The organism is Spirillospora sp. CA-128828 (assembly GCF_050945415.1).
GTDB lineage: Bacteria > Actinomycetota > Actinomycetes > Streptosporangiales > Streptosporangiaceae > Spirillospora.
Map to the genome: position 1 here is coordinate 117,390 of NZ_CP191986.1, position 25,266 is coordinate 142,655.

Annotated in this window: 28 protein-coding genes; 16 read left to right on the forward strand and 12 right to left on the reverse strand. The window is 71.2% G+C overall.

Features of this window, described 5'->3' with window-relative positions:
- The first annotated feature begins 146 nt into the window (after nt 1–146).
- Entirely contained in the window at nt 147–680 is a 534-nt protein-coding gene (locus ACQPXG_RS00625; RefSeq protein ID WP_433465604.1) for a GNAT family N-acetyltransferase, read from the forward strand.
- Here ACQPXG_RS00625 and ACQPXG_RS00630 read toward each other — a convergent pair.
- Together ACQPXG_RS00630 and ACQPXG_RS00635 are read right to left on the reverse strand one after the other, a co-directional pair.
- Nucleotides 666–1,160 carry a GNAT family N-acetyltransferase gene (locus tag ACQPXG_RS00630; RefSeq protein WP_433465605.1) on the reverse strand — a complete coding sequence of 165 codons (495 nt, stop codon included), beginning with the start codon at nt 1,158–1,160 and terminating at the stop codon, nt 666–668. The genes ACQPXG_RS00625 and ACQPXG_RS00630 overlap by 15 nt on opposite strands.
- Nucleotides 1,157–1,528: a MerR family transcriptional regulator gene (locus tag ACQPXG_RS00635; protein ID WP_433465606.1), complete on the reverse strand. Its 372-nt coding sequence runs from the start codon at nt 1,526–1,528 to the stop codon at nt 1,157–1,159. The genes ACQPXG_RS00630 and ACQPXG_RS00635 overlap by 4 nt, the downstream gene beginning before the upstream one ends.
- 206 nt (nt 1,529–1,734) lie before the next feature.
- Between ACQPXG_RS00635 and ACQPXG_RS00640 the strand changes: the two genes are divergently transcribed.
- Nucleotides 1,735–2,940, forward strand: a complete 1,206-nt coding sequence (locus ACQPXG_RS00640; protein ID WP_433465607.1) for an IS110 family transposase — start codon at nt 1,735–1,737, stop codon at nt 2,938–2,940.
- A gap of 28 nt (nt 2,941–2,968) precedes the next feature.
- Here ACQPXG_RS00640 and ACQPXG_RS00645 read toward each other — a convergent pair whose 3' ends face one another.
- The 3 genes from ACQPXG_RS00645 to ACQPXG_RS00655 all read right to left on the reverse strand — a co-directional run bounded on the left by ACQPXG_RS00645 (nt 2,969) and on the right by ACQPXG_RS00655 (nt 6,105).
- Complete coding sequence (locus tag ACQPXG_RS00645; protein WP_433465608.1) at nt 2,969–3,982, reverse strand: MDR family NADP-dependent oxidoreductase; 1,014 nt, start codon at nt 3,980–3,982, stop codon at nt 2,969–2,971.
- A gap of 81 nt (nt 3,983–4,063) precedes the next feature.
- Complete coding sequence (locus tag ACQPXG_RS00650) at nt 4,064–4,693, reverse strand: hypothetical protein (protein ID WP_433465609.1); 630 nt, start codon at nt 4,691–4,693, stop codon at nt 4,064–4,066.
- 20 nt (nt 4,694–4,713) lie between these two features.
- Nucleotides 4,714–6,105 (reverse strand): MFS transporter, encoded by a 1,392-nt coding sequence (locus tag ACQPXG_RS00655; RefSeq protein WP_433465610.1) that lies wholly within the window; start codon nt 6,103–6,105, stop codon nt 4,714–4,716.
- Nucleotides 6,106–6,192: 87 nt separating this feature from the next.
- Between ACQPXG_RS00655 and ACQPXG_RS00660 the strand changes: the two genes are divergently transcribed.
- Together ACQPXG_RS00660 and ACQPXG_RS00665 are read left to right on the forward strand one after the other, a co-directional pair.
- Complete coding sequence (locus ACQPXG_RS00660; protein ID WP_433465611.1) at nt 6,193–6,771, forward strand: TetR/AcrR family transcriptional regulator; 579 nt, start codon at nt 6,193–6,195, stop codon at nt 6,769–6,771.
- Between the two features lie 77 nt (nt 6,772–6,848).
- A complete protein-coding gene (locus ACQPXG_RS00665) occupies nt 6,849–7,220 on the forward strand; it encodes a hypothetical protein (protein ID WP_433465612.1) in 372 nt (123 codons plus the stop codon).
- Nucleotides 7,221–7,245: 25 nt separating this feature from the next.
- On the opposite strand, the gene ACQPXG_RS00670 is transcribed toward ACQPXG_RS00665, so the two are convergent.
- On the reverse strand, nt 7,246–7,605 hold the full coding sequence (locus tag ACQPXG_RS00670; RefSeq protein WP_433465613.1) for a hypothetical protein: 360 nt from the start codon (nt 7,603–7,605) through the stop codon (nt 7,246–7,248).
- Complete coding sequence (locus tag ACQPXG_RS00675) at nt 7,605–8,039, reverse strand: hypothetical protein (RefSeq protein ID WP_433465614.1); 435 nt, start codon at nt 8,037–8,039, stop codon at nt 7,605–7,607. Before ACQPXG_RS00675 ends, ACQPXG_RS00670 begins: the two co-directional genes overlap by 1 nt.
- Before the next feature lie 86 nt (nt 8,040–8,125).
- On the opposite strand from ACQPXG_RS00675, the gene ACQPXG_RS00680 reads away from it, so the two are divergent.
- Nucleotides 8,126–8,908, forward strand: a complete 783-nt coding sequence (locus ACQPXG_RS00680; protein WP_433465615.1) for a helix-turn-helix domain-containing protein — start codon at nt 8,126–8,128, stop codon at nt 8,906–8,908.
- A 55-nt stretch (nt 8,909–8,963) separates the two neighbouring features.
- Complete coding sequence (locus tag ACQPXG_RS00685) at nt 8,964–9,374, forward strand: phosphoribosyl-AMP cyclohydrolase (protein WP_433465616.1); 411 nt, start codon at nt 8,964–8,966, stop codon at nt 9,372–9,374.
- Nucleotides 9,375–9,381: 7 nt separating this feature from the next.
- Here ACQPXG_RS00685 and ACQPXG_RS00690 read toward each other — a convergent pair whose 3' ends face one another.
- Both ACQPXG_RS00690 and ACQPXG_RS00695 read right to left on the reverse strand, forming a co-directional pair.
- Nucleotides 9,382–9,942 (reverse strand): dihydrofolate reductase family protein, encoded by a 561-nt coding sequence (locus tag ACQPXG_RS00690; RefSeq protein WP_433465617.1) that lies wholly within the window; start codon nt 9,940–9,942, stop codon nt 9,382–9,384.
- 93 nt (nt 9,943–10,035) lie between these two features.
- Nucleotides 10,036–11,844 (reverse strand): cellulase family glycosylhydrolase, encoded by a 1,809-nt coding sequence (locus ACQPXG_RS00695; protein WP_433465618.1) that lies wholly within the window; start codon nt 11,842–11,844, stop codon nt 10,036–10,038.
- Nucleotides 11,845–11,981: 137 nt separating this feature from the next.
- Between ACQPXG_RS00695 and ACQPXG_RS00700 the strand changes: the two genes are divergently transcribed.
- From ACQPXG_RS00700 to ACQPXG_RS00710, 3 genes are all read left to right on the forward strand, one after another.
- Nucleotides 11,982–12,566: a TetR/AcrR family transcriptional regulator gene (locus ACQPXG_RS00700; RefSeq protein WP_433465619.1), complete on the forward strand. Its 585-nt coding sequence runs from the start codon at nt 11,982–11,984 to the stop codon at nt 12,564–12,566.
- 113 nt (nt 12,567–12,679) lie between these two features.
- Nucleotides 12,680–13,486: a transporter substrate-binding domain-containing protein gene (locus ACQPXG_RS00705; protein ID WP_433465620.1), complete on the forward strand. Its 807-nt coding sequence runs from the start codon at nt 12,680–12,682 to the stop codon at nt 13,484–13,486.
- Nucleotides 13,487–13,590: 104 nt separating this feature from the next.
- The gene (locus ACQPXG_RS00710) at nt 13,591–14,520 is read left to right on the forward strand and encodes a DUF5996 family protein (protein WP_433465621.1); all 930 of its coding nucleotides are present in this window, start codon (nt 13,591–13,593) and stop codon (nt 14,518–14,520) included.
- A 6-nt stretch (nt 14,521–14,526) separates the two neighbouring features.
- On the opposite strand, the gene ACQPXG_RS00715 is transcribed toward ACQPXG_RS00710, so the two are convergent.
- Both ACQPXG_RS00715 and ACQPXG_RS00720 read right to left on the reverse strand, forming a co-directional pair.
- On the reverse strand, nt 14,527–15,135 hold the full coding sequence (locus tag ACQPXG_RS00715; RefSeq protein WP_433465622.1) for a hypothetical protein: 609 nt from the start codon (nt 15,133–15,135) through the stop codon (nt 14,527–14,529).
- Nucleotides 15,132–15,773 (reverse strand): RNA polymerase sigma factor, encoded by a 642-nt coding sequence (locus ACQPXG_RS00720; protein ID WP_433465623.1) that lies wholly within the window; start codon nt 15,771–15,773, stop codon nt 15,132–15,134. Before ACQPXG_RS00720 ends, ACQPXG_RS00715 begins: the two co-directional genes overlap by 4 nt.
- A 115-nt stretch (nt 15,774–15,888) precedes the next feature.
- Here ACQPXG_RS00720 and ACQPXG_RS00725 point away from each other — a divergent pair, with 115 nt between their 5' ends.
- The 6 genes from ACQPXG_RS00725 to ACQPXG_RS00750 all read left to right on the forward strand — a co-directional run bounded on the left by ACQPXG_RS00725 (nt 15,889) and on the right by ACQPXG_RS00750 (nt 22,152).
- Complete coding sequence (locus ACQPXG_RS00725) at nt 15,889–16,398, forward strand: hypothetical protein (protein WP_433465624.1); 510 nt, start codon at nt 15,889–15,891, stop codon at nt 16,396–16,398.
- A gap of 2 nt (nt 16,399–16,400) precedes the next feature.
- Nucleotides 16,401–18,578, forward strand: a complete 2,178-nt coding sequence (locus tag ACQPXG_RS00730) for a bifunctional polysaccharide deacetylase/glycosyltransferase family 2 protein (RefSeq protein WP_433465625.1) — start codon at nt 16,401–16,403, stop codon at nt 18,576–18,578.
- Nucleotides 18,579–18,754: 176 nt separating this feature from the next.
- Nucleotides 18,755–19,363, forward strand: a complete 609-nt coding sequence (locus ACQPXG_RS00735) for a TenA family protein (RefSeq protein WP_433465626.1) — start codon at nt 18,755–18,757, stop codon at nt 19,361–19,363.
- 112 nt (nt 19,364–19,475) lie between these two features.
- Nucleotides 19,476–20,072: a DUF1989 domain-containing protein gene (locus tag ACQPXG_RS00740; RefSeq protein WP_433465627.1), complete on the forward strand. Its 597-nt coding sequence runs from the start codon at nt 19,476–19,478 to the stop codon at nt 20,070–20,072.
- Nucleotides 20,073–20,112: 40 nt separating this feature from the next.
- Nucleotides 20,113–21,240, forward strand: coding sequence for an alkene reductase (locus tag ACQPXG_RS00745; protein WP_433465628.1), 1,128 nt, complete (start codon nt 20,113–20,115; stop codon nt 21,238–21,240).
- 45 nt (nt 21,241–21,285) lie between these two features.
- Entirely contained in the window at nt 21,286–22,152 is an 867-nt protein-coding gene (locus tag ACQPXG_RS00750; RefSeq protein ID WP_433465629.1) for a polysaccharide deacetylase family protein, read from the forward strand.
- 17 nt (nt 22,153–22,169) lie between these two features.
- On the opposite strand, the gene ACQPXG_RS00755 is transcribed toward ACQPXG_RS00750, so the two are convergent.
- Nucleotides 22,170–23,726, reverse strand: a complete 1,557-nt coding sequence (locus tag ACQPXG_RS00755) for a PucR family transcriptional regulator (RefSeq protein WP_433465630.1) — start codon at nt 23,724–23,726, stop codon at nt 22,170–22,172.
- A gap of 102 nt (nt 23,727–23,828) precedes the next feature.
- Here ACQPXG_RS00755 and ACQPXG_RS00760 point away from each other — a divergent pair, with 102 nt between their 5' ends.
- The gene (locus ACQPXG_RS00760) at nt 23,829–25,247 is read left to right on the forward strand and encodes a purine-cytosine permease family protein (protein WP_433465631.1); all 1,419 of its coding nucleotides are present in this window, start codon (nt 23,829–23,831) and stop codon (nt 25,245–25,247) included.
- The last annotated feature ends 19 nt before the right edge of the window (nt 25,248–25,266 follow it).

Below are 25,266 nucleotides of genomic sequence, written 5' to 3' on the forward strand. Positions count from 1 at the left end.
CTTGACAGCACCACCTACCCAGCGGCGATTACCTGCGACGTAATCGCAGCAACTGAGAAGGTGTCGGAGTGCTCACGCTTGGGGAGATCGCTGAGGCTCCGCAGGTTCTGACATACCGGCTGAGCCTGTGTGATGGTCCGGAGACCGTGCTCCGGCCACTCGTCCGCGCCGACACGGAAGGGCTCACCGCGTTCCTGCGAGGGCTTTCGGCCGAGTCACGGCGGTTCAGCACTTTCGAGGGGTACGACATCGCGGCGGCCAGGGCGCTGTGTGACGCGATCGCGCGCTACGACAAGCTGCGCCTGGTGCTCGAAGCCACGGACTCTGCCATGATCGTCGGCCTCTTCGAACTCAGCCTCGCGATCGTGGCAGGAGATGTGGCGCGTTACCGTGCGGCAGGCGTCCAACTCACCGAAGCGACCGACTGCCGATTCGGCCCCACCCTGGCCGACGCGTTCCAGGGGTACCGGGTGGGGACGCTGGCCTTCCCGCTCATCACGGACGTCGTCCGAAAGCTCGGTCGGACGAGGATCATCCTGTGGGGCGGCGTCCTCGCCGACAACACCCGAGCCATCCGCTTCTATGAGAAGAACGGCTTCCGGCACATCGGCTCTTTCACCGGCCCGGACGGATTCAGGTCGCTCGACATGATGCTCGACCTGGGATCACGTCCTGGTTAGGAGCTGGGTCACTGGTCGGCGGCCGGTGGTGGCGGGGTCGAGCACATCCTGATCTTGATCTGGCCGTCGCCGTGCCGGGCCACCTCCCGCAGGCCGAGACGCTGGTAGAGGGGCACGGGCGCGGTGGTTGACGGTCAGGACGTCCAGGACCAGGGCCTTGCCCTGCCGGCCGGCATGGTCGAGCAGGGTGGTGATGAGCTCGGTGCCGATCCCGCGACCCTGGTGGGCGGGGAGGAGTTCGATCCGGCCCACGTAGATCTCGGTGGGATGGTGGTCGACGGCGAGCATCCCGACGTCGGCGCCGTCCGCGGTGACGATCTGCCAGTGGCCCGGGTCGAACGCGCGCGAGTGGTAGCCGCGCTGGACCTGCTCGTCCCAGCCCCAGATCGCGGTGACGTAGGCGCCCATGGCGGCCTTGTGCAGCTCGAAGCAGAACTCGTCGTCGGCGGGCGTGGCCGGGCGCAGTCCGAGGACGGTCATCGGTCGGCGGGGACACCGAGCTGGGTGGCGAGCTGGTCGCGCAGGGTCGTCAGCCGGGCGATCTCGGCGTCCAGGACGGCGAGGCGGCGGTGGGCGATGCCGGTCCGCGGGCACGCCGGCCCGTCGTGGGGCGGCAGGGTGTCGCCGTCCAGGAGGTGGAGCCGGTCGGCGCAGCCGCGGAGGTCCTCGATGGTCAGGCCCAGGGACAGCAGCCGGCGGATGGTCAGCACGCGGGCCACCTCTTCCGGGCCGTACCGGCGCTGTCCGCTCCGGGTTCGGGACGGCGGGGGCAGCAGGCCCCGCTGCTCGTAGAAGCGCAGGGCCCGCGGGGTCGTCCCCGCCGCCGCCGCGGCGTCGCCGATCCGCATCCGTTCTCCGTAAGTTGTGAGGCGGCCCGGGAGGGCCGGGTGTGGCTGATCGGTTCTTGCCTGTTGTGGCTCGGAAGGAGTGGCCGCCCGGCTTTCCGGGGCGCCCCGGCCTCTGATTGAGATGTGCGGATCGGTCGCTGTTTACGGAGATGACGGCGGGGTGTTCCTCGGGCCGGACGCTGTCGGTGTCGAGGTGAGGAACGGGCGTGCAACAGCCAGAACGGGCTCGGGTGTGGGTCGGTGTGGACGCCGGCAAGGTGCACCATTGGGCGGCAGCGGTCGATGAGACCGGCGCGCAGGTGTGGTCGAAGAAGATCGCCAACGACGAGTCGGCGATCCTGGACGCGATCGGTGAGGCGTTCGCCCTGGCCGAGACCGTCGGGTGGGCGGTGGACATCGCCGGGACGTCCTCGGCGCTGCTGCTGGCGCTGCTGGCCGCGCACGGCGCCGAGCCGGTGTACGTGCCCGGCCGGACCGTGCACCGGATGTCGGGCGCCTACACCGGCGAGGCCAAGACCGACGCCCGCGACGCCTACGTGATCGCCGAGACCTCCCGGCTGCGCCGCGACCTCACCGTGATCGACGTGCCCGCCCAGCTCGCCGCCGACCTGGCGCTTTTGACCACGCACCGGACCGACCTGGTCGCCGACCGGGTCCGCCTGATCAACCGGCTGCGGGACGTGCTGACCGGGGTGTTCCCGGCCCTGGAGCGCGCGTTCGACTACTCGGCCCACAAGGGTGCGCTGGTGCTGCTGACCGGATACCAGACCCCGGCCGCGCTGCGCCGCCGCGGCCCGGCCCGGCTGGAGGCATGGCTGCGCAAACGCGGCGTCCGAGGCGCCGCCCAGGTGGCCGCGACCGCGATGGCGGCCGCGAGCGCCCAGCACACCATCCTGCCCGGCGAGACCGTCGCGGCCCAGATCGTCGCCGACCTCGCCACGCAGCTGCTCGCCCTGGACGACCGCCTCAAACGCCTCGACGCCCAGATCACCGAGACCTTCCGCGGCCACCCGCAGGCTCAGATCATCGAGTCGATGCCCGGCATCGGCCCGATCCTGGGCGCCGAGTTCGTCGTCGCGGCCGGTGATCTGGCCGCCTACGCCGACGCCGGACGGCTCGCCTCGGCGGCCGGACTCGTGCCCGTCCCACGTGATTCGGGCCGCCGGACCGGCAGACTGCACCGGCCCACCCGCTACAGCCGACGGCTGCGGCGGGTGTTCTACATGTCCGCCCAGTCCAGCATCACCCGCCCCGGACCCAACCGCGACTTCTACCTCAAGAAACGAGGCCAGGGCCTCAAACACACCCAGGCCGTCATCGCGCTGGCCCGCCGCCGCGTCGACGTCCTGTGGGCCCTGCTGCGTGACGGACGCAGGTTCACCCCCATACCGCCCGTCACACAAGCCGCTTGACATCCTCATTGAGACTCCTTCCGGACCTCTACAGCTCGACGACGACCGTTCCGAGGTGCCGTCCGCTGATCAGTTCGTGCAACGCCTGCGGGGCGCGGTCGATGCCCGGGACGCGCACGTGCGGGAAGGTCACGTCGCCGGAACGCAGCCAGCCGCCGAAGCGCTCGGCCCACTCCGCGGTGCCGTCCAGACCGCCGAACCCGCGCATCTCGATGCGCTTGGCGACCAGCTGGAACGTGTCGATCTCGACCGGGGCGGTGGTGCCGGTGAGGTGCGGCGACAACTGCCCGGCCAGCGTCCCGACGAGGACGAACCGCGCACCGGGACGGGCCGCGCCGATCGCGGCCCGAAGCTGCTCGCCGCCGACGTTGTCCACGAAGACGTCGATGCCGTCGGGTGCCGCCTCCGCCAGCTGTTCGGCGATGGGACCCGCGTCCCGGACGAGGGCCGCGTCGTAACCCAGCTCGGACACCAGACGCGCCGCCTTGTCCGCGGACCCGGTGCTGCCGACGACCCGTTCCGCGCCGAGACGTCCGGCGATCTGACCGACCAGGGAACCGACCCCGCCGGCGCCGCCGGAGACGAACACGGTGTCGCCGGGGCGGACCCGCGCGTCACGTGTCAGTGCCGTGTACGCGAGGGCCGCCTGGCTGAGATGGGCGACAGGGTCGGGCAGCGTGTCGTCCAGGGGCGTGCACTGCTCGGCGGGCGTGACGGCGTACTCGCGCCAGCCCATCCAGTGCCGGACCAGGTCACCCGGCCGCAGTCCGGCGTCCGGCGGCGCGGAGACGACCTCGCCGATCGCCGGCCCGAACAGCGTGTCGCCCGGACGGAGCGGCGGGAACGGTGTGCCCTTCACACCGCCGCCGATCAAGGTGCGCAAGGAGGGGAAGACGTGGAAGAAGCGGTTCCTGACCAGCACTTCGCCTTCGTCCGGCACCGGGGTCGGCTCCTCCACGACGGCGAAGTGCTCGGGCCTCGGCAGCCCGTCCGGCAGGGCGGTGAGCCGAATCGCACGAGAGGTGGAGGGCGAGGGCGGCATCTGGACGCTCCTTAGGAGTCGAGCCCGGGAAGGGGACCCGGGAGGGCGTCGCGACGCTAACCCTTGACCCATGGGTCAAGGTCAAGCCCCAGCCTTCTCCTGCTGCTTCTTGGCGGACCGGGTGGGGGTGCGCCGGCGTAGACCTCCGTAGAGGAGTGCGGCCGTGTTCGCCAGGAACAGAGTCGCGGACAACAGGACAGATAGGCGGGTGTCGTCATCGCCGGGGCGGTCGGGGAGGCGCGGGTCGAGCAGGTCCAGCGGATCCTTGCGCAGCGTGACCCGCTGGAGCGCCTTGATCTGGCCGAAGCAGTTCTCCTGCTGAGAGATGCGGTGGACGGTGTGCTTCCCCGTGGTCTCCACCACCGTGCAGAACCAGCTGGCGCCCCGCTTTGCGTCCCGCTTCTCGACCTTGGCGACGACGGCGGGTGCCGGTTGTCCCAGGTTCTCCATGTAGACGAGGTACAGGGCCGGTCCGGCGAAGATCGGCAGCGCGAATCCGGTGATGGCGACCATGACCGCCGCGCCGGCCCGTCCCCATGACGAGCCGACGACGGCGATGGTGAGGAACACCGTCCCGACGCCGATGATGACGCCGAGGACGATGAGTCCGTACGGGTACTGGGCCACCCAGCCGGCGAACGTGAGCACCACCGGCACGACGAGCGCCCATTTCAGGGAATTCGCCACCGGCCGTCCGGTTTCCGAGGTCACCGGTGGATGATACGGGGCGGTCAGGCCGTGGCCGGGCGGCCGGGGGTCAGGGCGGCCGACGCGAGTGCGCCCACCGCGGCGGCGACCGCGGCCAGGACGAAGCCGTCCGAGAAGCCGTCGAGCGTGTCGCCGGTGAGGCTGGCCGCGGCGACGCTGGAGATGACGGCGGCGCCGATGGACGCGCCGAACTCGTGGAACGTGCTGACGATGCCGGAGGCGATACCGGATTCGTGCGGCGCCACCTGGCCGAGCGCCGTCGCCGACGCGACGACGAACATCGCGCCGGTGCCCGCGCCCGCGATCGCGGTGCCCACCACGACCGTCACCGGCTGCATCGACAGGGTCGGCACGGCCATCCCGATCGCGGCGGTGACGAGCCCGGCGACGGCGAGCCTGCGCGGCCCCGCCGTGCCGATCGCCCGGCCGGTGAGGCCGGCGCCCGCCATCGTCGCGACGGCGACCGGGAGGAACAGCAGGCCGGTGCGCAGCGCGCCGTACCCCTCCGCGTGCTGGAAGTAGAAGGTGCCGAGGAAGAACACCGCGATCATCAGCGCCGTCGCCATCAGGATCAGGAACGTGCCGGTGGCCACCGGGCGCCGCACCAGCAGCGAGATGTCCATCATGGGTGATCTCGCGGTCTTCTGCCTGGTCACGAACGCCAGGTAGCCGGCCGCCGCGAGCAGCACCAGCCAGCCGGTCGCGGACGTCAGCCAGCCGTCGTCCCCGGCCCGGATGAACGCGTAGATCAGCGCGCCTGACGAGGCGGTGACGAGCAGCGCGCCGAGCAGGTCGAGCCGGGGACGCGGGCCGGGCACGTCCTGGCGCGGCAGCATCCGGGCCAGCGCCACGACGATCACCAGCCCGATCGGGACGTTGACGTAGAACACCCACGGCCAGCCGGGCCCGGCCGTCAGGGCGCCTCCCAGCAGGACGCCGAGGGCCGCGCCGCCACCGCCGAGCGCGGACCAGACGCCGAGCGCCCGGTTCCGCTCGTCCCCCTCGAACAGGCCGACCACCAGGGACAGGGCGGACGGGGACAGCAGCGCGGCGCCGAGCCCCTGCGCGACGCGCCCGCCCAGCAGCATGCCGCCCGACCCGGCCAGCCCGGTCGCCAGCGAGGCGGCCGTGAAGATCAGCAGGCCGGCGAGGACCACGCGCTTGGCGCCGATCAGGTCGGCGGTCCGCCCGCCGATCAGCATGAGCCCGCCGAACGTCAGGGTGTAGGCGCTGACCGTCCAGGTCATGGCCTGCCGGCTCAGGTCCAGATCGGCCTCGATGTGCGGCAGCGCGATGGCGACGACGGTGACGTCGACGATCAGCATCAGCTGGGCCACGCCGAGGAACCCCAGGATGCGCCATCTCAGCGGATGTGCCGGGGTCCGTCCGGACGGCTCGTGGAGCTTGTCCGTCATGACGACTCTCCTCCTTAACTCGTACTACGATGTACGATTTATTGGAGAGTAACACGTACATCGGAGTACGAGTTAAGATGTGGGGTCATGCCTTCCGCCTCTCCCGGCCGGCGCCGGCGCGCAGACGCCGAGCGCAGCATCGCCCGCATCGTCTCCGCGGCCCGCGAAAGCCTCAGCCGAGATCCGAACGCGAGCATCGACGACATCGCCAAGGCCGCCGGCGTGGGGCGGATGACCCTCTACGGCCACTTCCGCAACCGGGCGGAGCTGGTCGAGGCGGCCCTGGCCGACGCGCTGCGCGACGGCGAGGAGGTGCTGTCGGGCGTCGACCTCACCGGCGACGCGCAGGACGCGCTGACACGGCTGCTCGAATCCAGCTGGTCCCTCGTGGCCGAGTCTGCTGCGCTGCTGACGGCGGCCCAGGGCGCTCTCCCCGCCGGACGCGTCCGCGAACTGCACGGCAGTCACGCGGACCGCCTGGAGAACCTCATCCGCCGGGGTCAGGACGAAGGAGCCTTCCGCGCCGACCTGCCGATCACGTGGCTGGTCAACGTCATCCAGTACGTCCTGCACGGCGCCGCGGAGGAGAACCGCGCCGAGCGCATGGAGATCGAGGAGACCGGACGCGTCGTGACGGCGACGGTGCGGGCGATCCTGGCCGCCTGACGCGCGCTCCCGGACCGGCGGCGCTTTACCTGCGAGGTAATCGAGCCGCGCCGGTGCGCGGTGGAAGTGTCGGCTGCATGGAACGCGCACTGGAAACCTTGGCGGGCGGCCGCGTCGTCTGGGGAGCGCTGGCGCTGGCCGCGCCCGGGCTCAACGTGAAGATCGCGGGCATCGGCGACCGTGACACCCCGGAGCTCAGGTACATGATCCGGATCTTCGGGAGCAGGGCCGTCGCGCTCGGTCTCGGCTACCTGCTCAGCGACCCGGCGGCACGGCGGCGCTGGCGGAAGCTCTGCCTGATGGTGGACGTCTTCGACACCGCCGCCGGGGTCGCGCACGTGATCCGCGGGGACGTGCCGCGCGGACCGGCGGCGGGCCTGGCGGCGATCACCGGCGGCTACGCGGCCGTCGGCGCCCTGGCCCTGAAGGCGGACGCCCCGTCGTCCTGACGGACGTCCGCCCAAGACCACCAGGTCAGACCGGGATGAACAGCGCCTCGAACGGCGGGTCGCCCACACCGGCCGTGACGTGGCCCGTGCCGGTGGTGTCGGCGGCGAGCACCAGGTCGCCGGGGCCGAAGCGACGCCGGCCGCCGTCGCTGACCGTCACCTCGATCACGCCGCGCAGCATCACCACCCACTGCTCGCGCGGCGCCGGGTGCGGGACGCTGTCGAAGGCGGCGCTGCGCAGGTACTGGACGCCGCCGTGCGACGGCATCCCGCCGACCGCCATCGCGGGCACCCCGTCGGCGACCTCCCGGTCTTCGAGCGGGAACTCGCCGTCCTCGAACGCCGAGCCGCCGTCGGCCGTGCGGGCGATCCTGGTGAAGCGCATCAGGTCGCCCCGATGAACTGGTGGTCGGTGCGGATCCGGCCGCCGTCGTCCACGGAGAGGACGTCGAAGCCGCCGCCGACCGTCTCGCGCCCGCCGGTCGTCACCATCGACCAGCGGATGCCGAGCACGCCGGCGAGCAGGACGGACGGCTCCCCGACGATCTCGAAGACGTGCTCGCCCGCCGCGACGAACATCTCGTACGCCCTGGTCACGCGGGCGTCCAGGGCGTCGTGGCCGTGGGCTTCCAGCGGCGGCGCGGGGACGGCGAGCGCCGCGGCGGCGTCCCGGATCTCCTGCGGAGGGTCGACCAGCACGTGCACCGCGTCGGACGTCCACAGCTCGCGGACGAGCGCGCTGCGTGTCTCCGGGTCGGGCTCGTTCCACTGGGCGAGATAACGGTCGGCCAGTCGCTTCACATCGAGTGGGTTGCTCATGCGCAGCAGTCTGCGATCCCGCCCTGCGGGACCGCGATTCCCCGCAGGGAATCGCGCCGCCGCGCGCGTTCGGTATGAATGAGGGCATGACAGTGGTGGCGCGACCGGGCCGGTTCGCCCGTGACCTGCGGGACTGGCGCACGCGCCGCCGCTTCAGCCAGCTCGACCTGGCCATCAGGGCCGACACCACCCAGCGCCATCTGAGCTTCCTCGAACAGGGGCGGTCGCGTCCCGGACGCGCGATGGTGGTGCGGCTCGCCGAGTCACTGGAACTGCCGTTGCGGGAGCGCAACGAACTCCTGCTCGCCGCCGGCTACGCGCCGGTCTACGCCGAGTCGAGCCTCGACGCGCCCGAACTCGGCCCGGTGCGCGAGGCGCTGGACCGCATCCTCGAAGGGCACATGCCCTACCCCGCGGTGGTCGTCCGGCCCTATGGGGAACTTGTCGCCGCCAACCCGGCGTTCGGTGTCCTCACCGAAGGCGCCGCGCCCGCTCTGCTGGAACCGCCGGTCAACGTGCTACGCCTGGCCCTCCATCCGGACGGCATGGCCCGCAGGGTCGAGAACCTGGCCGAATGGGGCCGCCACATCACCGGCAGCCTGCGCGCCCAGGGACGGCACAGCCCCGACCCGCGCCTGGCCGAGTTCGTCGACGAGCTGGACGGCTACCTTCCCGATGTGGAGTCGCCAGAGGATCACCTCGGCTTCGCCGTGCCGCTGCGTTTGCGGGCCCCGGAGGGCGAGCTGCGCCTGATCACCACGCTGACGTCGTTCGCCACCGCCGTCGACGTGACCCTCTCCGAGTTGCGTCTCGAAGCGTTCCTGCCCGCGGACGAGACCACGGCGGCGATCCTCCGCGGACGGAGTTGACCGTCACGGGGGGCCGAGCACGACGCCGGGCCGGTTCACCAGGCAGGATGGCGGGGTGAACGAACTCGAAGAAGGCACCCGGCTCACTCTGGACTTCGACAAGCTGGCGGGCGTCGCGGCGACCGGGGCGCGGGTCGTCCCGGTCGTCCTGCAGGACGCGGGCAGCGGCGACATCCTGTTCATCGGATACGCGAACGACCAGGCCCTCAAGGCGACGCTGGACGAGCGGATCGCCGTCCTGTGGTCCACGTCCCGCAACGAGCTGTGGCGCAAGGGCGCGACCTCGGGTGACGTCCTCGAACTGGTCGACGTCCGCGTCAACTGCGAGCAGAACTCCCTCCTCTACCTCGTCAACCGGACGACCGGCGGCGCCTGCCACACGAACCTCCCCTCCGGAGAGGCGCGCCCCACCTGCTACTACCGCTCGGTCGCCGACGGCGAGACGCTCCGCCACATCCTGCAGTGACGCTCGGTCAGGAGCGCTTCGGCTCGAAGTGCAGGGCGGTGATGCCGCACTCGAACGAGCGCGAGCCGACGAGGTTCAGCCGCTGGTAGGCGCCCTTCGGGAACACCGGCATTCCGGCACCGATCGCGGTCGGGTTGACGAACAGGTGCAGCTCGTCGAGCAGTCCGCGGCCGATCAGGTCGCGGACGAGCGTGCCGCCGCCATAGGCGATCATGTCTCCGCCCGGCCGCGCCTTGAGGCTTTCGATGGTCTCGGTGAGGTCGCCGCCGGCGACCTCCGCGTTCGGCCAGGGCGACTCGGCGAGGCTGTCGGTGATCACGACCTTGGGCGTGTCGTTCATCTGGTCGATGGACTCCTGGGTCTCCCCCTCGGGGCCGGCCGCCCACGCCGGGATGAAGCCCTCGGCGAGCTTGCGGCCGAGCACGATGCAGTCGACCTGCTTGGTGAGCGCATCGATGTAGGCGGCGATGTCGTCCGTCCACGGGAACGTCAGCCAGTCCATCTCGCCGTTCGGGCCGGCCATGTACCCGTCCACGCTGACCTGCACCTGGAGCTTGAACCTACGCATGATCTCTTCTCCTCGGGTCTGCGGTCGCCCGCATCGACTTGCTGTACCCGAAGCTTGGCCGAACTCGTTTACGGCATGTTTACGGTTCCGCGGTCAGTTGGCCGGGAAGTGCTGGGTCGTCCAGGCGGAGAGCTCGGTGCGGGCCGCGGCGAGCTGAGCGTCGGTGACCGGTGTTCCGGTCGCGGTGTTGACGACGAGGGCGACGTGGACGGCGCCGGCCGATCGTGCGCCGATCAGCAGCCGCTTCGCGGTGGACGAACCGGACTCGGACGTCGCCGCGATGGGGCCTGATGCAGGGACCCCGTTGAGGGTGGCGATGTCGCTGACGACGGCGGTGGCGGACGGCGCGAAGGACTGCGGCAGGTGCAGGTCGGTGGGGGCGCCCGCGGCCGATTCCCGCCACACCAGGACGCCGTACTGCCTGTCCTGGACCAGAGCCGAGAGCCCGGGCATGCCGGAGGGGACGGTGAGCCACGCCTGCTGGCGGCCGTCGCCGCCGTATCCGGAGCGGGCGAGGTCCTCGAAGGCGAAGGCGAGCGTGTCGCCGTTCACCGCCGACGGATAGAGCCGGTCGAGGACGCGCCGGTCCAGCCGGAGGGCGACCTTGCCCGCGTCGTCGGTGGCCACGGCCGAATGGTCCTCGTCGTTCCAGCCGTCACCGCTGGTCTGCACCTTGTCGGGGTTTCCGTTCATCAGTTCGTGGTGCCGTCCGCTGTAGATGTCCCACTGCCATTGAATGGCGGAGAGGACCTGGCCGCCGTCCGCCGGTGTGTTCCACCAGTTCTTTCCGGGAACGCCGTAGTCCATGGCCTGGTACATGGCGCGGATCATCCACGGGGTACGGTCCTCGGTCATCTTGTTGCCGAACTCGGAGACGAACGGCGAGGTTCCGAGCGCGGTGGCGCGCTGCCGGATCTCGTTCATCGCGGCGTCGTAGGTTCCGTCGGCGGCGGGTGACGGATCAACGGTCATGCGGGCGCCGTCGTAGTAGTGGCTGTTGAACACCATCCGGGTGCCCAGTTGCCCGACCGACGTCATGCCGCCCTCTTCGAAGAAGCCGGTGTTCCAGAAGACCAGCGGCTCCGCGAATGCGGGTTTCGAAGTCCAGCCCGCCTCGTCCATCGCGGTACGGACACGCTGGTAGAAGGGCATCAGGTAGGTCTTCTCCCAGTCCAGGCCGGTCTTGCCGTCCAGGCCGCCGTCGAAGGGCTCGTTGAACGGGTCGAGACCGACGATGTTCTCGAAGGCCGGCTGGGGGAGTTTCTGCTTGAGGTAGGCCATGGTTTCCTTGGCCTGGGCCAGATATGCGTCCTGGACACCGACCGCCCCCGCCGCCGTGGTGAGGACGCGGTTGCGCCAGAAGTCGTAGGCCGCCTTGCGCACGGCGGCGTTGTTCTGCATGTTCTGGCCCCACAGGAGGCAGATGCCGCAGGACTCCTTCGGATAATCCCCCGCCTCGATCACCCACTTGGGAGCGCCGTCCCCGGTGTACCAGCTGCCGGCGTTGAACAGGTGCGAGGAGTAAAGGTCCTGGTGGTAGTCCAGCAGGACGCGGATTCCGCGATCCGTGAACGCCCTGATCTGCGCGATGGCGCGGTCGAGATAAGCGTGGTCGATCCGGTCCGGGGCCGGCTGGACCCCTTCCCAGCTGATCAGGAAACGGATGGCGTTGGCGCCGGTCAGATCGCGCATCGCCTGCGCGGATCGGGCGGCGTCCGCCGTGCTGCGGAACGGCAGGAGGTCGTTCTCGTAAAGCTTCGTGCTTCCGGAGACGTTGAAGCCGCGCAGCGTGATCTCTCGCCCCGCGTCGTCCCGGAGCACCCAGTTCCGCTGTTTCGGGGACACCACCAGGGTCGCCTGGGCCGGGGGCGCGGCGATGACCGCCGTACCCGCCGCGACCACCGATGCGACAAGGGCGACTCTCAGAAACCGGACGGACGATACGCGCGTCGCTGACATGGCGCGGCCTTTCGGGGCGGGGGCCTTCGCCCAGCAGTGTGCAAGAACCTTCTTGCATCCGCAAGAACTATCTTGCATCCGTGCCTTCCACCACGCGCGAGCGCATTCTGGACGCCGCCCTGGAGCTGATACAGCAGCACGGTTTCGGCGGAACCACCGTCACCGACATCGAGGAACTGGCAGGGCTCTCCCCTGGCAGCGGCAGCTTCTACCGGCATTTCCGCTCCAAGGAGGAGGTCTTCAGGGAGGTCCTGGAGCGTGAGCTGGCCCGGGCCCAGCGGTACCGCGAGGACTTCGAGCGCGGGCCCGTCGCCGACCCCCGGGAGGCGCTGACCCGCCGGCTCGTCCAGCAGCTGGACTACCTGACCCGGGTCAGGCCGCTGATCAACCTGCTGGCCCGCGAGCACGGGAGGTTCCCCGACCTGACCCGCCGGATCCGCAGCGTGCTCGTGGATCAGGGCATCGCCGAGGAGGCGGGGCACCTGACCCGCGACCTGCCGTCCGGACCCGGGCACGACGATCCGCACGCGCTGCTCGCGGTCGTGGTGTCCGCCCTGACCGGATACCAGCTGTCCCGGGACTTCTTCGGCCGTCCGCCGGCCGACGTCGCCCCCGACCGGTTCGCCGCAGCCCTCGCCGCCCTCGTCACGGGTGGCCACGGCTGACGGTCCGGATGCGGCCATGGGGGTGGAGGGGCGGTCCGGTGGGCTGCGATCTTGGTGTGGGCGCCCCTGCTCGACGGACAGGGCCGCGCCGAGGAAGCCGGGGGTGCCGGAGGATGCGGCGACTGATCGCGGCGGCGGCGCTGGTGGCCGGTCTCGCGGCGAGCGGGTGCGCGAGCGGCGGCGGGACGTCCCTCCTCGGTGAGGAGACGCTGGTCGCGGGCGTCCGGCCGGACCTGCCGGGCATCGGGTTCAGGCGCCCGGACGGGACGTTCGAGGGCCTGGACGTGGACGTGTCCCGCTACCTGGCCGCGCGGATGGGAAAGAAGGTCCGGTTCGCTCCGGCGCTCGCGCGGGACCGTGAGCGGCTCCTCCGCGACGGCGACGTCGACATGGTGCTGACGTTCTGGCTGGAGCCCGAGTGGGCGCAGCGGCTCGCGTTCGCCGGCCCGTATCTCCTCTCCTACCAGGACATCCTCATCCGGGACGACGAGCGTCGCGTGCGCGGAGTACGTGATCTGAAGGGGCGGAAGATCTGCGCCGTCACCGGATCGGGCGCGGCCGAGGCGGTGACCGTGGAGCGGCAGGTCCCGGCCGTGCCGGTCGCGGCGCGCTCCTATGACGAGTGCATGACGATGCTGGGCGACGGCAGGATCGACGCGATCACGACGAACGACACGATCCTGGCCGGGTTGAAGGCGCGGCAGGGCGCCGGGTTCCGCCTGCTGAACTCCAGGTTCGGTGAGCGCCGGACGGGCATCGCGATCCGGAAGGGCGACCCCGACGGCTGCGAGGCCCTCAACAAGGCCATCACCCAGATGTACCAGGACGGGACGATGGCAACGCTCATGCGCAAATGGTTCGGCACGTCCGGCCTCGACTTGTCGGACCTGGAGGTCCCGCAGTTCGAAGGCTGCCTCTGAGCGCGCCCAAGTAGAACGGAATATTCTGTTCCATCATGTTCGGCGGTGTGGATCCGGGGGCATGACGGTGGGTGTTCCGGAGGGACGACTGGACGGGGGCGGCGGTGGATCGACACGCGTGGCCGCGGTTGCGGGTCGCCGACTGGCAGGACACTCGCGACACGCTGCACATGTGGACGCAGATCGTCGGCAAGATCCGCCTCGCGCACGCGCCGCTGGTGAATCACTGGTGGCAGGTGACGCTCTACGTCACCCCGCGCGGGCTGACGACGTCCGCCATCCCTTATGGCGCGGGAGCGTTCGACATCGAGTTCGACTTCGCCGACCACCGGCTGACCATGCGCGCCAGCGACGGCGGCACACGGGAATTCGGGCTGGAGCCCATGCCCGTGTCCGAGTTCTACGCCCGCACCATGCGCGCCTTGGACGAGCTCGGGATCGAGACGCGCATCCAGGGGCATCCGAACGAGGTCGATCCGGCGCTCCCCTTCGCGGAGGACGATCAGCACGCCTCGTATGACGCCGAGTCGGCGTATCTGTTCTGGCAGCAGCTTCTTCAGGCGGCGCGGGTGATGGGCGAGTTCAGGTCCCGGTTCGTCGGCAAGGTCAGTCCGGTGCATCTCTTCTGGGGCGCCACGGACCTCGCCTGCACGCGGTTCTCCGGGCGGGACGCGCCCGAGCATCCCGGAGGTGCCCCGAACTGCGGCGACTGGGTGATGGTCGAGGGCTATTCGCAGGAACTCAGCAGCTGCGGATTCTGGCCGGGCGGAGGCGAGGAGGGCGCCTTCTACGCCTACGCCTATCCCGAGCCGGAGGGGTTCGCCGCAAGGCCCGCGGGTCCGCCCGGCGCGTTCTACAGCCTGGAGAACGGCCAGTTCCTGCTGCCCTACGAGGCCGTGCGGAAGGCTCCCGACCCCGACCGGGCCCTGCTCGAATTCCTGCAGGCCACGTACGAGGCGGCCGCCGACCTTGCGCACTGGGACCGTCCCGCCCTGGAAGCCGACCCGGCGAGATGGACTTACAAGACCGGGTGACGGGTCCTACGTCCGGCCGTTCTTGGTCTTCTTGGGCTTGGGGGACTTGGTCTTCTTGGGTTTCGGAACCTTCTTGACCTTCTTGACCTTCTCGGGTTTCGGGGTCTTCTCCGGTTTCGGGGTCTTCTTGGCCTTCGGGGTCTTCTTCCCCCGGCTCGGCTTGTTCGACTTGCCGTGCTGCTTCGACTTGCCCGGCGTGCCGGACGGAGTGGGAGCGGGTGTTGCGCCGGGTCCCCGTGGGAAATGGGTCGCCGGGCTGTTGTCGCCGTTGCTGCCCTTGTGCTCGCGGGACGGCCCGGGGGCCGGGTTCTGGCCCGGGAAGTGCCCTGTCCCGTAGGCCACACCTCCGGACAGCAGGATCGAGCCGCCCGCCACCGCGACGGCGACCTTGGCCGTCAGAAACCTGCGCAGCGCCTTGCCCCAGGGATGGCGGGCAGGACGTGGGGCGGCCAGGAAGGCGGCGACGGCGGCGTCCTCACCCGCGAGCTCCTGCGGGCGGCCTGGGGCGGCGGCGGCGGAGAGCAGTGCGTGCAGCTCAGCATGACCGTCCGCACCGCGGAGCAGACGCTCGGCGGTGCGCGGGTTGAGCCGTCCGGCCTCGGTGTCGTCGCTCATGTCACCCCTTCAGCGCCGGAACCGCCGCTTTTGTCACCCCGCACGAGGGGCCTGGTGTCCACGACGGACTCGCCGGGGGCGTCGCCGAGGCCCGTGCGGGACGCCGGCAGGCGCTCGGCGAGGCGCCGCAGGCCGCGGTACGCGGCGGTCCGGACGGCACCGGAGCGTTTGCCGAGAACCTTGCCCGCGGACTTGGCGTCCAGGCCCACGACGACGCGCAGCAGCACCGCCTCGGCCTGGTCGCGGGGCAGTTCGGCGATCAGCCCCAGAGCCTGCTCGGTGGCGATGCCGTCCAGCGCGTCCAGCTCTGTGTCGGCGTCGGCGGCCATCGTGACGAGTTCTTCGGCGGGCAGATCGGAGCCCGGGCGCCGGGATCTGCGGCGCAGATGGTCGAGCGCGCGGTGCCGGGTGATCGTCGCGGTCCAGCCGCGGAAGCCGTCGAGGTCGCCGCGGAACGAGGGGAGGTCCCGGGCGATCTGCAGCCACGCCTCCGACGTCACGTCCTCCGCGTCCCCGCCGACGAGGGCCCCGGCGAAGCGGATCAGGCGGGGCTGGACGTCCCGGTAGAGCATGCGAAAGGACTCCTCGTCGCCGTCCTGCGCCGCACGCAGGGCCCGGTCGAGCTCGTCCTCGTCCACCGCGCCATTGTGCAGGCATTTTCCATTTGATGTGACATGTACGCGGGGGCCTGCGCTGAACCAGTGAACGCCTGACCCGGGCCGTTCGCCCACCCGTACGAGATGACGGACGAAGATGATCGGCAATGCCTCGCATGACCGGGACGAACTACTCGTCACCGGCATCCCGCCGGTGGGCGGGCCATTGGCCGTGCCGTCCACGGAGCCCGTCTCGGAGCCGACCGCCGAGCTGGAGGCGGCGCCGGTCTTCGTCGACGCCACCGGGTGGCGCGCCCGGGTCGGACGCCGGCTGGGCTTGCTCGCGGGCGCACTGCTGATCGTGTTCCTGGGTGCGCTCGGCCTCGGTATGACGACGGGCGCGGATGTGCCGTTGACGCCGTGGAGCGGGCCGTCCGCCCATCCGCGGGTGAAAGTGAGCCCTCCCAGGGTCCCGGCCGGCAAGACCGGCCGGCCGCCCTCCGCCGCGAAGCCTCGACCCACCACCGGGGCCGAGGCCCCGGCTCCGCCTGCGGCGCTCGGGCCGTCGTCCACTCCGACCGCGCCGTCGACGACCATCACCACCGCTCACCCGGGCAAGTCGCAGGCGGACCCGCCCGCATGGGGGCGCAAGAAGAAGAACCGCTGACCGTGCGACGCAGCGAGCCGCGGGCCCATTGGGTGCTGCTTCTGCTGGGCGGCCTGGTGCTGACCGTCCTCCTTCTGCTCGACGGATTCGCGAACGGCGCCGTCGGTGAGGCGGCACGCGACGAGTCCGGGCGCCCCGCACCGGCCCCGTCCCAGGTCGCCTCCGGCGGACCCGTCGTCAATCTCGCCGGCGGCACCCCGCAGAGCCGCCGCATGCCCGCGAAGACGATCGCGCTGACGTTCGACGACGGTCCCGCCCCCGAGTGGACGCCGCGCCTGCTGGACGTCCTGCGCCGCCACAAGGCCCGCGCGACGTTCTTCACCATCGGCGCGCACGTGGCCGAGAACCCCGCGCTGACCCGCCGCATCCTGGACGAGGGCAACGAGATCGGCTCGCACACCTACACCCACGTCGACCTCGCGACCGCCCCGGCGTGGCGGGGACGACTCGAACTCGACCTCACGCAGCGGGCGCTTGCGGGCGCGGCGGGCGTCCACACGAGGCTGATGCGGATGCCGTACTCGTCCCGTCCGGACGGCCTGACGGCACCGGAGTGGCAGGCGGCCAGGCGGGCGGGCGAGGACGGATACGTCGTGGTCCTCACCGACCGCGACACCGAGGACTGGGCGCGTCCCGGCGCCGCGAAGATCGTCCAGCGGGCGCTGGCGGCGGACAGGCGCGGCGAGGGCGCCGTCGTGATGCTGCACGACTCGGGCGGCGACAGGTCTGAGACGGTCGCGGCCGTCGAGCAGATCCTCGACCGGCTCCAGCCGCAGGGCTACCGCTTCACCACGCTCACGCAGGCGCTGGGCATGCCGTCGGCGGAAGTCGCCGTACCCGCGCACGAGAGGGCCGTCGGCTGGACGCTGGTCACCGCCCAGCGCACCGCGTCGGCGCTCACCGGAACCATGAGCGTGCTGTTCGCGGTCGCCGGGATCCTCTATGTGCTGAGGCTCGTGCTGCTCCTGGTCTTCGCGCACGTCCACATGCGCCGGGTCAGAAGGCCGGCGCGTCGGCGGCGGCACGCCAAGAGACCGGCGCCGCCCCCGGGCGGACTGCCGCCGGATCCGTTTCCACCCGTGTCCGTGATCGTCCCCGCCTACAACGAGGAGGCCGGCATCGGGGCGACGGTGGCGTCGCTCGTGGACACCGACTATCCGGGCACCGTCGAAGTGATCGTGGTGGACGACGGCTCCAGCGACCGTACGGCGGCGATCGTCGATTCGCTCGCCCTGCCGGGCGTCCATCTGATCCGCAAGCCGAACGGCGGCAAACCCAGCGCGCTCAACGCCGGCCTGGCCGTGGCCCGGTCCGACATCGTCGTCCTCGTGGACGGCGACACCGTCTTCCAGCGCGACACCATCCGGCATGTCGTCGCGCCGTTCGCGGACCCGGACGTGGGAGCGGTCAGCGGCAACACCAAGGTCGCCAACCGCGGCGGCATCCTCGGACGCTGGCAGCACATCGAGTACGTCATCGGCTTCAACCTCGACCGGCGGATGTTCGACGTCCTCCAATGCATGCCGACCGTCCCCGGCGCGATCGGCGCGTTCCGGAGGGCGGCTCTGGACAAGGTGGGCGGAGTCCCCGGAGACACGCTCGCCGAGGACACCGACCTCACGATGGCGATATGCCGCACAGGCATGCGCGTCGTCTACGAGGAGAAGGCCCTGGCCTGGACGGAGGCGCCCGCATCGCTCAGGCAGCTGTGGAGGCAGCGCTACCGCTGGTGCTACGGGACGTTGCAGGCGATGTGGAAACACCGCCGTTCCGTCATCGACCGCGGCGGCTCGGGACGGTTCGGACGCCGCTGCCTGCCCTACCTGACGGTGTTCCAGGTGCTGCTTCCCCTGTTCGCACCGGCCATCGACCTGTTCGCGCTGTTCGGGCTGGTCTTCCTCAACCCGCTGGTGCCCATCGTCACCTGGATGCTGTTCGTCGCCGCCCAGGCCGCCGCAGGCGCCTACGCCCTGTGGCTGGACGGTGAGACCGTCCGTCCCCTGTGGACACTGCCGCTCCAGCAGTTCGTCTACCGGCAGCTGATGTATCTGGTGGTCGTCCAGTCCATCGTCACCGCGCTGATGGGGGCGCGCCTGGGGTGGCACACCGTCCGGCGGACGGGGACCTTCGCCGGTTTCGAGGGCCGGGAACAATCCCGGGGGCCCGTCGGTTACACATGACAGCCGGTGTGCCTGGTGTCCCCGGGCCTCACCTTTCGCCTTCACGGAATACCGTTCGGCTGGAGCCGTGTTGTGCCTTTCGCCGAGAGGCGACCCGCACACCGGTGCAAGACCAGGACCCCGCCGGGTCGCACGACCCGGCGGGGTCTGGTCGTTTCACCGGCAGACTGGCGGACATGAGTCTCGCCGCGCATCTGGAGCAACTCGGCCGTCCGCTGGTCGACGAGCAGCTCGAACACCCCACCGTGCAGGGCATTGCTCAAGGCGACCTGGACGAAGCCGTGTTCCGCTCATGGCTGGAACAGGACTACCTCTTCCTGCACGACTACGTACGCGTCTTCTCGCGCCTCGCCTGGCAGGCCCCCGCCGCCCATCTCGGAGACCTCGTCGACCTGGCCCACGCCACCTTCCACGACGAACTCGAACTCCACCGCTCGCTCTCTTCGAGCTTCGCCGCCGACCTGGACGGTGCGAAGAAGGGCCCGGCCTGCGCCGCCTACACGTCCTTCCTGCTGGACAGCGCCGCCGTGTACGCCGACGGCCTCGCCGCCCTCTACCCCTGCATGTGGGGCTACTCCACCCTCGGCCGCCTCCTCGCCGAGGACCCCCCGTCCGACCCGCGCTACCGCCGCTGGATCGACACCTACGCCGACCCGGCCTTCGCCGATCTGACCACCCGCATAGCCCAGATGATCGACGAGTCGGACGCCGCCCCCGCGACCGCCGAACGGCTCTTCCTGGAGGGCATGCGCCACGAACTGGCCTTCTGGGACGTCCCGACCTGAGAGCTGCCCCTGAGCTCTCGCCAGGCCGGACGTGCGAACGTCCAATTGATTTGCGCGACGGTAGAGAAACATCCATGGTCTGGGTGCCTTCGGTGATGGTGTGCTTCCCGGCATGGAGTTGACAGCAGGGCGCACCGTGGTGCCCGCGAGGGAAGGACGGGCGGTCCGGGTGCCCGCCGGACGGCGAGTGCGTGTGGTGGACCTGGAGGGCGGGCAGGTCGGTGACCTGTTCGCCTTCGCCGCGGACGATCCGCGCGAACGGCTGAGCGCCATGCACACCCGCAGCGTGACGAGCCGGCTTTTCCCGGAAGTGGGCGAGGCGTTCGTCACCGACCGCCGGCGGCCGATCCTGGCCCTGGCCGGTGACGATTCGCCGGGATCGCACGACATGCTGATCGCCGCCTGCGACCCGGCCCGCTATGCGGCGCTGGGAGTGCCGGAACACCGCTCGTGCGCCCGGAACCTGGACGAGGCGTTGGCGGAGCTGGGGCTGGACGTCACCGCCACACCGCAGCCGGTCAACCTGTTCATGCGGATTCCGGTGGAGGAGCAGGGGCGGCTGCGGTGGCTGCCGGCCGAGAGCCGGCCCGGGGACTCGATCACGTTCGAGGCGGTCATGGACTGCGTGGTCGCGGTGTCGGCGTGCCCGCAGGACCAGGTCGGCATCAACGGCGGCGAACCGACGTCGCTGGCGATCGCCGTGCTCTGACACGCCGGCCGAGAGCAAGCACCAGTTGGGAGAAGGACAGATGAGCGTTTCCAGGAACCATCCCGCGTTGGAGCCGGGGCGCGTCGGCGATCTGCGGACGGCCAACCGGCTGGTCGTGGCGCCGATGACGCGGGTGTCGGCCGAGTCCGACGGCACGGCGACACCGGAGATGGCCGACTACTACGCCGAGTTCGCGCGAGGCGGGTTCGGGCTGGTCATCACCGAGGGCATCTACACCGACGCCGCCTACAGCCAGGGTTACCTCAACCAGCCTGGCCTGGTGTCGGGGCGGCACGTGGCGGCGTGGCGCGACGTCACAGAAGGCGTGCACGGGGCAGGGGCGCCGATCGTGGCGCAGTTGATGCACGCCGGTGCGTTGTCACAGGGAAACCCGCACCGCGATGACACCGCCGGACCGTCGGCGGTGCGGCCGCAGGGTGTGAAGATGCCCGAGTACGGCGGGAACGGCCCGTGGCCGACGCCCAGGGAGATGAGCCCGGCGGACATCGAATCGGCCGTCGCGGGATTCGTCGCCTCGGCGGTGAACGCCAGGGACGCCGGGTTCGACGGTGCGGAGGTCCATGCGGCCAACGGCTACCTCCTGGACCAGTTCATCACCGACTACACCAACCTGCGCGAGGACTCCTACGGCGGGCCGGTCGCGAACCGTGTGCGCCTGACGGCCGAGGTCGTCATGGCGATCCGCGCCGAGGTCGGACCAGACTGGTGCGTCGGGGTGCGGCTCTCGCAGACCAAGGTGAACGACTTCCGGTACCGCTGGCCCGGCGGCCCGCACGACGCTGAGGTGATCTTCACCGCGCTGGCGGAGGCGGGCGCGTCCTATCTGCACATCGCCAGCGAGGGCCGGAACTGGATCGAGACCGCGCGGTTGGACGGCGGTCTCACCATCACCGGCCTGGCCCGCCGGGTGAGCGGCCTCCCGGTGATCGCCAACGGCGGGATGCACGACGCGGACCTGTCGGCCCAGGTCCTCGGGGACGGTCACACCGACCTCGTGTCCGTGGCCAGGGGCGCCCTCGTCAACCCCGACCTCCCGCGCCGCCTGGCCGAGGGGCGGGCACAGGAGCGCTTCGACCATTCGATTCTGGAGCCGATGGTCACCCTGGACAACGTCCGCCGCCATCGACCGGCCGATGCGCCGGCCTGACCGGGACCCGCGGGCGCGGAGCGGCCGCGGGCGGAGGATGGGGGCATGAGCGGGAGCTGGCACGGCGGGGCGGCCGCCGTGGTGACACTGACCTTCGATGTGGACGCCGAGACGCCGATACTCGCGCACGGCGGGCGCTACGCCCGGCACGCGAGCACGATGTCGCACCAGTCCTACGGGCCGGACGTGGGGCTGCCCCGCATCCTGGACCTCCTGGACGCGACGGAGGTTCCGGCGACGTTCTTCGTGCCGGGCTGGGTCGCCGAACGGCGCCCCGGCCTGGCCGCCTCGATCGTCGAACGGGGCCACGAGGTGGCGCACCATTCCTATGCGCACCGGCCGCCGACGTCCCTGGGGCCGGAGGAGGAGCGCGCGGACTTCCTGCGGGCCCTGGAGGTGTTCGCCGGGCAGGGCATCGAGATCACCGGGTTCCGTGCCGCGCTCTGGGAGGCGTCCTGGCTCACGACGGAGCTGGTGGCCGAGTACGGGCTGCGGTACGACTCGTCCCTGATGGGCGACGACCGGCCGTACCGGGTCGGCACCGGGTCCGGTGAGATCGTCGAGCTGCCGGTGCACTGGTCGCTGGACGACTGGGAGCAGTACGCCTACTTGCCCGCACCGGACATCGGATCGGTCATCGAGTCACCGCGCAAGGTCCTGGAGCTCTGGCGCGCGGAACTGGACGGTATGCGCGAGTACGGGTGCCTTTTCAACCTGTGCGCGCATCCCTTCCTGTCCGGACGCCCCGGCCGCGCCCTCGCCCTGCGGTCGTTCATCGAGTACGCCCGCGAGTGCGGGGACGTGTCGTTCGCCCGCTGCAGGGACGTGGCCGAGGCGGCCTCGGCCGACCCGGAAACGCGCCTGCGCCCGCACGAGCCGCCCAGGGTGGACCCGGACGTCCATCCGGACTGAGCCCGCCCGGCGGGTGGTCACGTCATGTCGGCGGCCTGCAGGGCCAGGAAGAGGTCGACGCGGTCGGCGGTGCGGGCCACGTCGCGGCCGGTCAGTTCGGTGATCTTGCTGAGCCGGTTGCGCAGCGTGTTGACGTGGACGTGCAGGGCCGCGGCGGTGGCCGACCAGTGCCCGTCGTGGTCCAGGAAGGCGCGCAGCGTGGCCTCCAGCTCACCCCCGCGGCCGGCGTCGTGCCGGCGCACCGGCGCGAGCACGCCGTCGACCAGCGGGCGCAGGGCGTCGGCGTCCTGCATGCTGAGCAGCAGCCGGTGGGTGCCCAGTTCGGCGAACGACCGGACGGCGCTACCGGGGTGGCCCCGCCGCAGCGTCCTGCACACCTCCCGCGACCGGACGAGGGCCTCGCGCAGCCCGGCCGGCTCGCCGACGACCCCGCCGAGGCCCACGACGGGCCGGCGGCCGGGGAAGCGTTCCGCCACGGCGGAGACCAGCCGCTCCGCGAGGGGCGCCGCCTCCTCCCCGCCATGCCGCCACGACAGCACGGCGACCACGTCCTGCGACCCGCCCGCCACCACCACGGGGACGCCGGCGGAGGCGAAGAACTCGCCGGCCGCCTCGGCCAGCCCGGGCATGGTGGCCTCGGCGCCGGCGAACGCCAGCGTCCACACCGCCAGCGGGCCGTCGGCGTCCACGCCGAACGCGCGCAGCCGCCCCGGGACCTCGGCGGCGCGGCTGCCGCCCGACAGCACCATCTCCAGCAGTTCGCCGGCGAACCGCAGCTCGATCGCCTGCATCGCCTGCTGCTTCGCGACCTCCAGGCTGAGGAAGCGGGCCGCCTGGTCGAGCGCGTCCTGCTCCATCCGCGTGAGGTCGCCCACCGGGCGCAGGCAGACCAGTGCCGCGTCCGCGTCGCCGACCGCGCCCACCAGGTACAGCGTCGCCCTTCCGGCGGTGCCGAGGTCCAGTTCGAGGGGCGGCGGGCGGCGCGCCAGGCCGGCGGCCACCGTCTGCAGCTGCCCGGCGTCCAGCCGGGCGCCCGCCGAGGCGAGCGGCCGGCCCATCCGGTCGACCACCGCGAGCGGGAGTTCGTGGTCGCGGCGCAGCACCCGCAGGACACCGGACGCGCCCGCGCCCCTGGAGATCGCCGTGGCCAGCGCCTCCCCACGGCGGACCATGCCGACGAGCGCGCTCTGCCGCTCCTCGGCGTAGCGGGTGGCGACCGCCTCGGAGATCGCGGTGAACGGCACCGTCACCGCGATCTCCAGGAGCGGCACGCCGGCGTCCCGGCACGCGCCGACCAGCTCGTCCGGTGTGGTGGGACGCTCCTGGCGCAGGCCGAACACGATGCCCGCCGCCTGCGCGCGCTTGACGTTCGCCACGAACTCGGCGGCGCCGATCTGGTCGGCCCACAGGCCGTTGGTCAGCACAAGCTCGGACCGGCGCACGTAGGGCGAAGGGTCCGGCAGCTCGGTGTTGTGGACCCAGGAGACCGGTTCGTCCAGCGCTCCCCGCGGGCCGGAGACGAGGATCCGCAGCTCCAGAGCTTCGTCCCCCAGCAGGGACCGCAGAGTGAACATGCTGTGAATCTATACAGACGGATGAACGATCAGTAGAGGTTTCTCCACTTTCTATCGGCTGTTCCGGGTGTTTGTGTGTGTCACATCACGGACGGAGGAACCATGTCCATTAACGAAACGGCACCCAGGGGCCAGTCCGAGGCGGTCCGCTTCGACGAGCACGGCATCGAGCCCATCCCCGCCTCCTCCCGAGACTCCACGCCATGGCAGCAGTTCTGGATCTGGTCCGGGGCCAACATCGCGCCGATCAACTGGGTGCTCGGGGCGCTCGGAGTCACCCTGGGCCTGAGCCTGCTGGAGACCCTCGTGGTCGTCGCGCTCGGCAACGTCGTGGGCTGCGCGGTCTTCGGGCTGTTCAACGTGATGGGCCACCGCACCGGCGTCAACCAGATGGTCCTCGGCCGCGGGCCGTTCGGCCGGCGCGGCGCCCTCGTCCCCGGCCTGGTCCAGGGCCTGCTCACCATGGGCTGGGTCGGGGTCAACACCTGGGTGGTGCTCGACCTGGTGATCGAGATCCTCGCGGAACTGGGCGTGCACGGCGGCTCCGGGACGAGGTACCTGGTGGCCGGGCTCATCATGGCCGTCCAGCTGGGGCTGGCGCTGTACGGGTTCTACGCCATCCGCACCTTCGAGAAGTACACCGTGCCGGCCACCGTGCTGGCGATGGCGGTCATGACGATGCTGGCGCTGAGCCAGGCCGAGCCGGACTGGACGGGCGCCGCCGCCGCGACGACCGGCGACAAGGTCACCGCCGTCACCCAGCTGCTCACCGCCATCGGCATCGGCTGGGGCATCACCTGGTTGCCGTACTCGGCCGACTACAGCCGCTTCGTGCGCACGGAGGCCTCGGACCGGGCGGTGTTCTGGTCCACCGCCCTCGGCATGTACGTTCCGACGGTCTGGCTCGCCGCGCTGGGCGCCTGCCTGGCCAGCGCGGGCGGCGGCAGCGACCCGTCGAGTCTGGTGACCGGCGCGTTCGGAGTGATGGCGATACCAGTCCTGCTGCTCGTCATGCACGGGCCGGTGGCGACCAACATCCTGAACCTGTACTCGTGTTCGCTGGCCGCGCTCTCGGTCGGCATCCGGGTCGCCCGCTGGAAGGTCACGCTGGTCGCCGGGGCGGTGGCCTCCGCGGTGCTGGTGGTGTTCGTGCAGGCCGACAGCTTCGCCCGGGCCTTCGACCACTGGATGGTGTCGATCCTGGTGTGGATCAGCCCGTGGGCGGCCATCGTGCTGGTGGACTTCTTCGTCCTGCGGCGCGGCCGGATCGACGTGGCCGCCCTCTACCGGAGCGGTGGCGTGAACGGCGCGGCGCTGGTCAGCCTGGGGCTGGGACTGGTGGCGGGGTGGGCGTGGCAGTTCGGCATGGTGCCGGCGTTGCAGGGGCCGCTCGCGCGGGCGCTGGGCCACACCGACTTCTCCTGGCTGTCGGGCGGACTGGTCGCGGGCGGGCTTTACTACGCGCTGGCCGTCCGGGCGCGGCGGCGGGCCGCCGTCCTGGTGGCGGAGACGGTGGCCTGAGAAGGAAGAACTGCGCGGC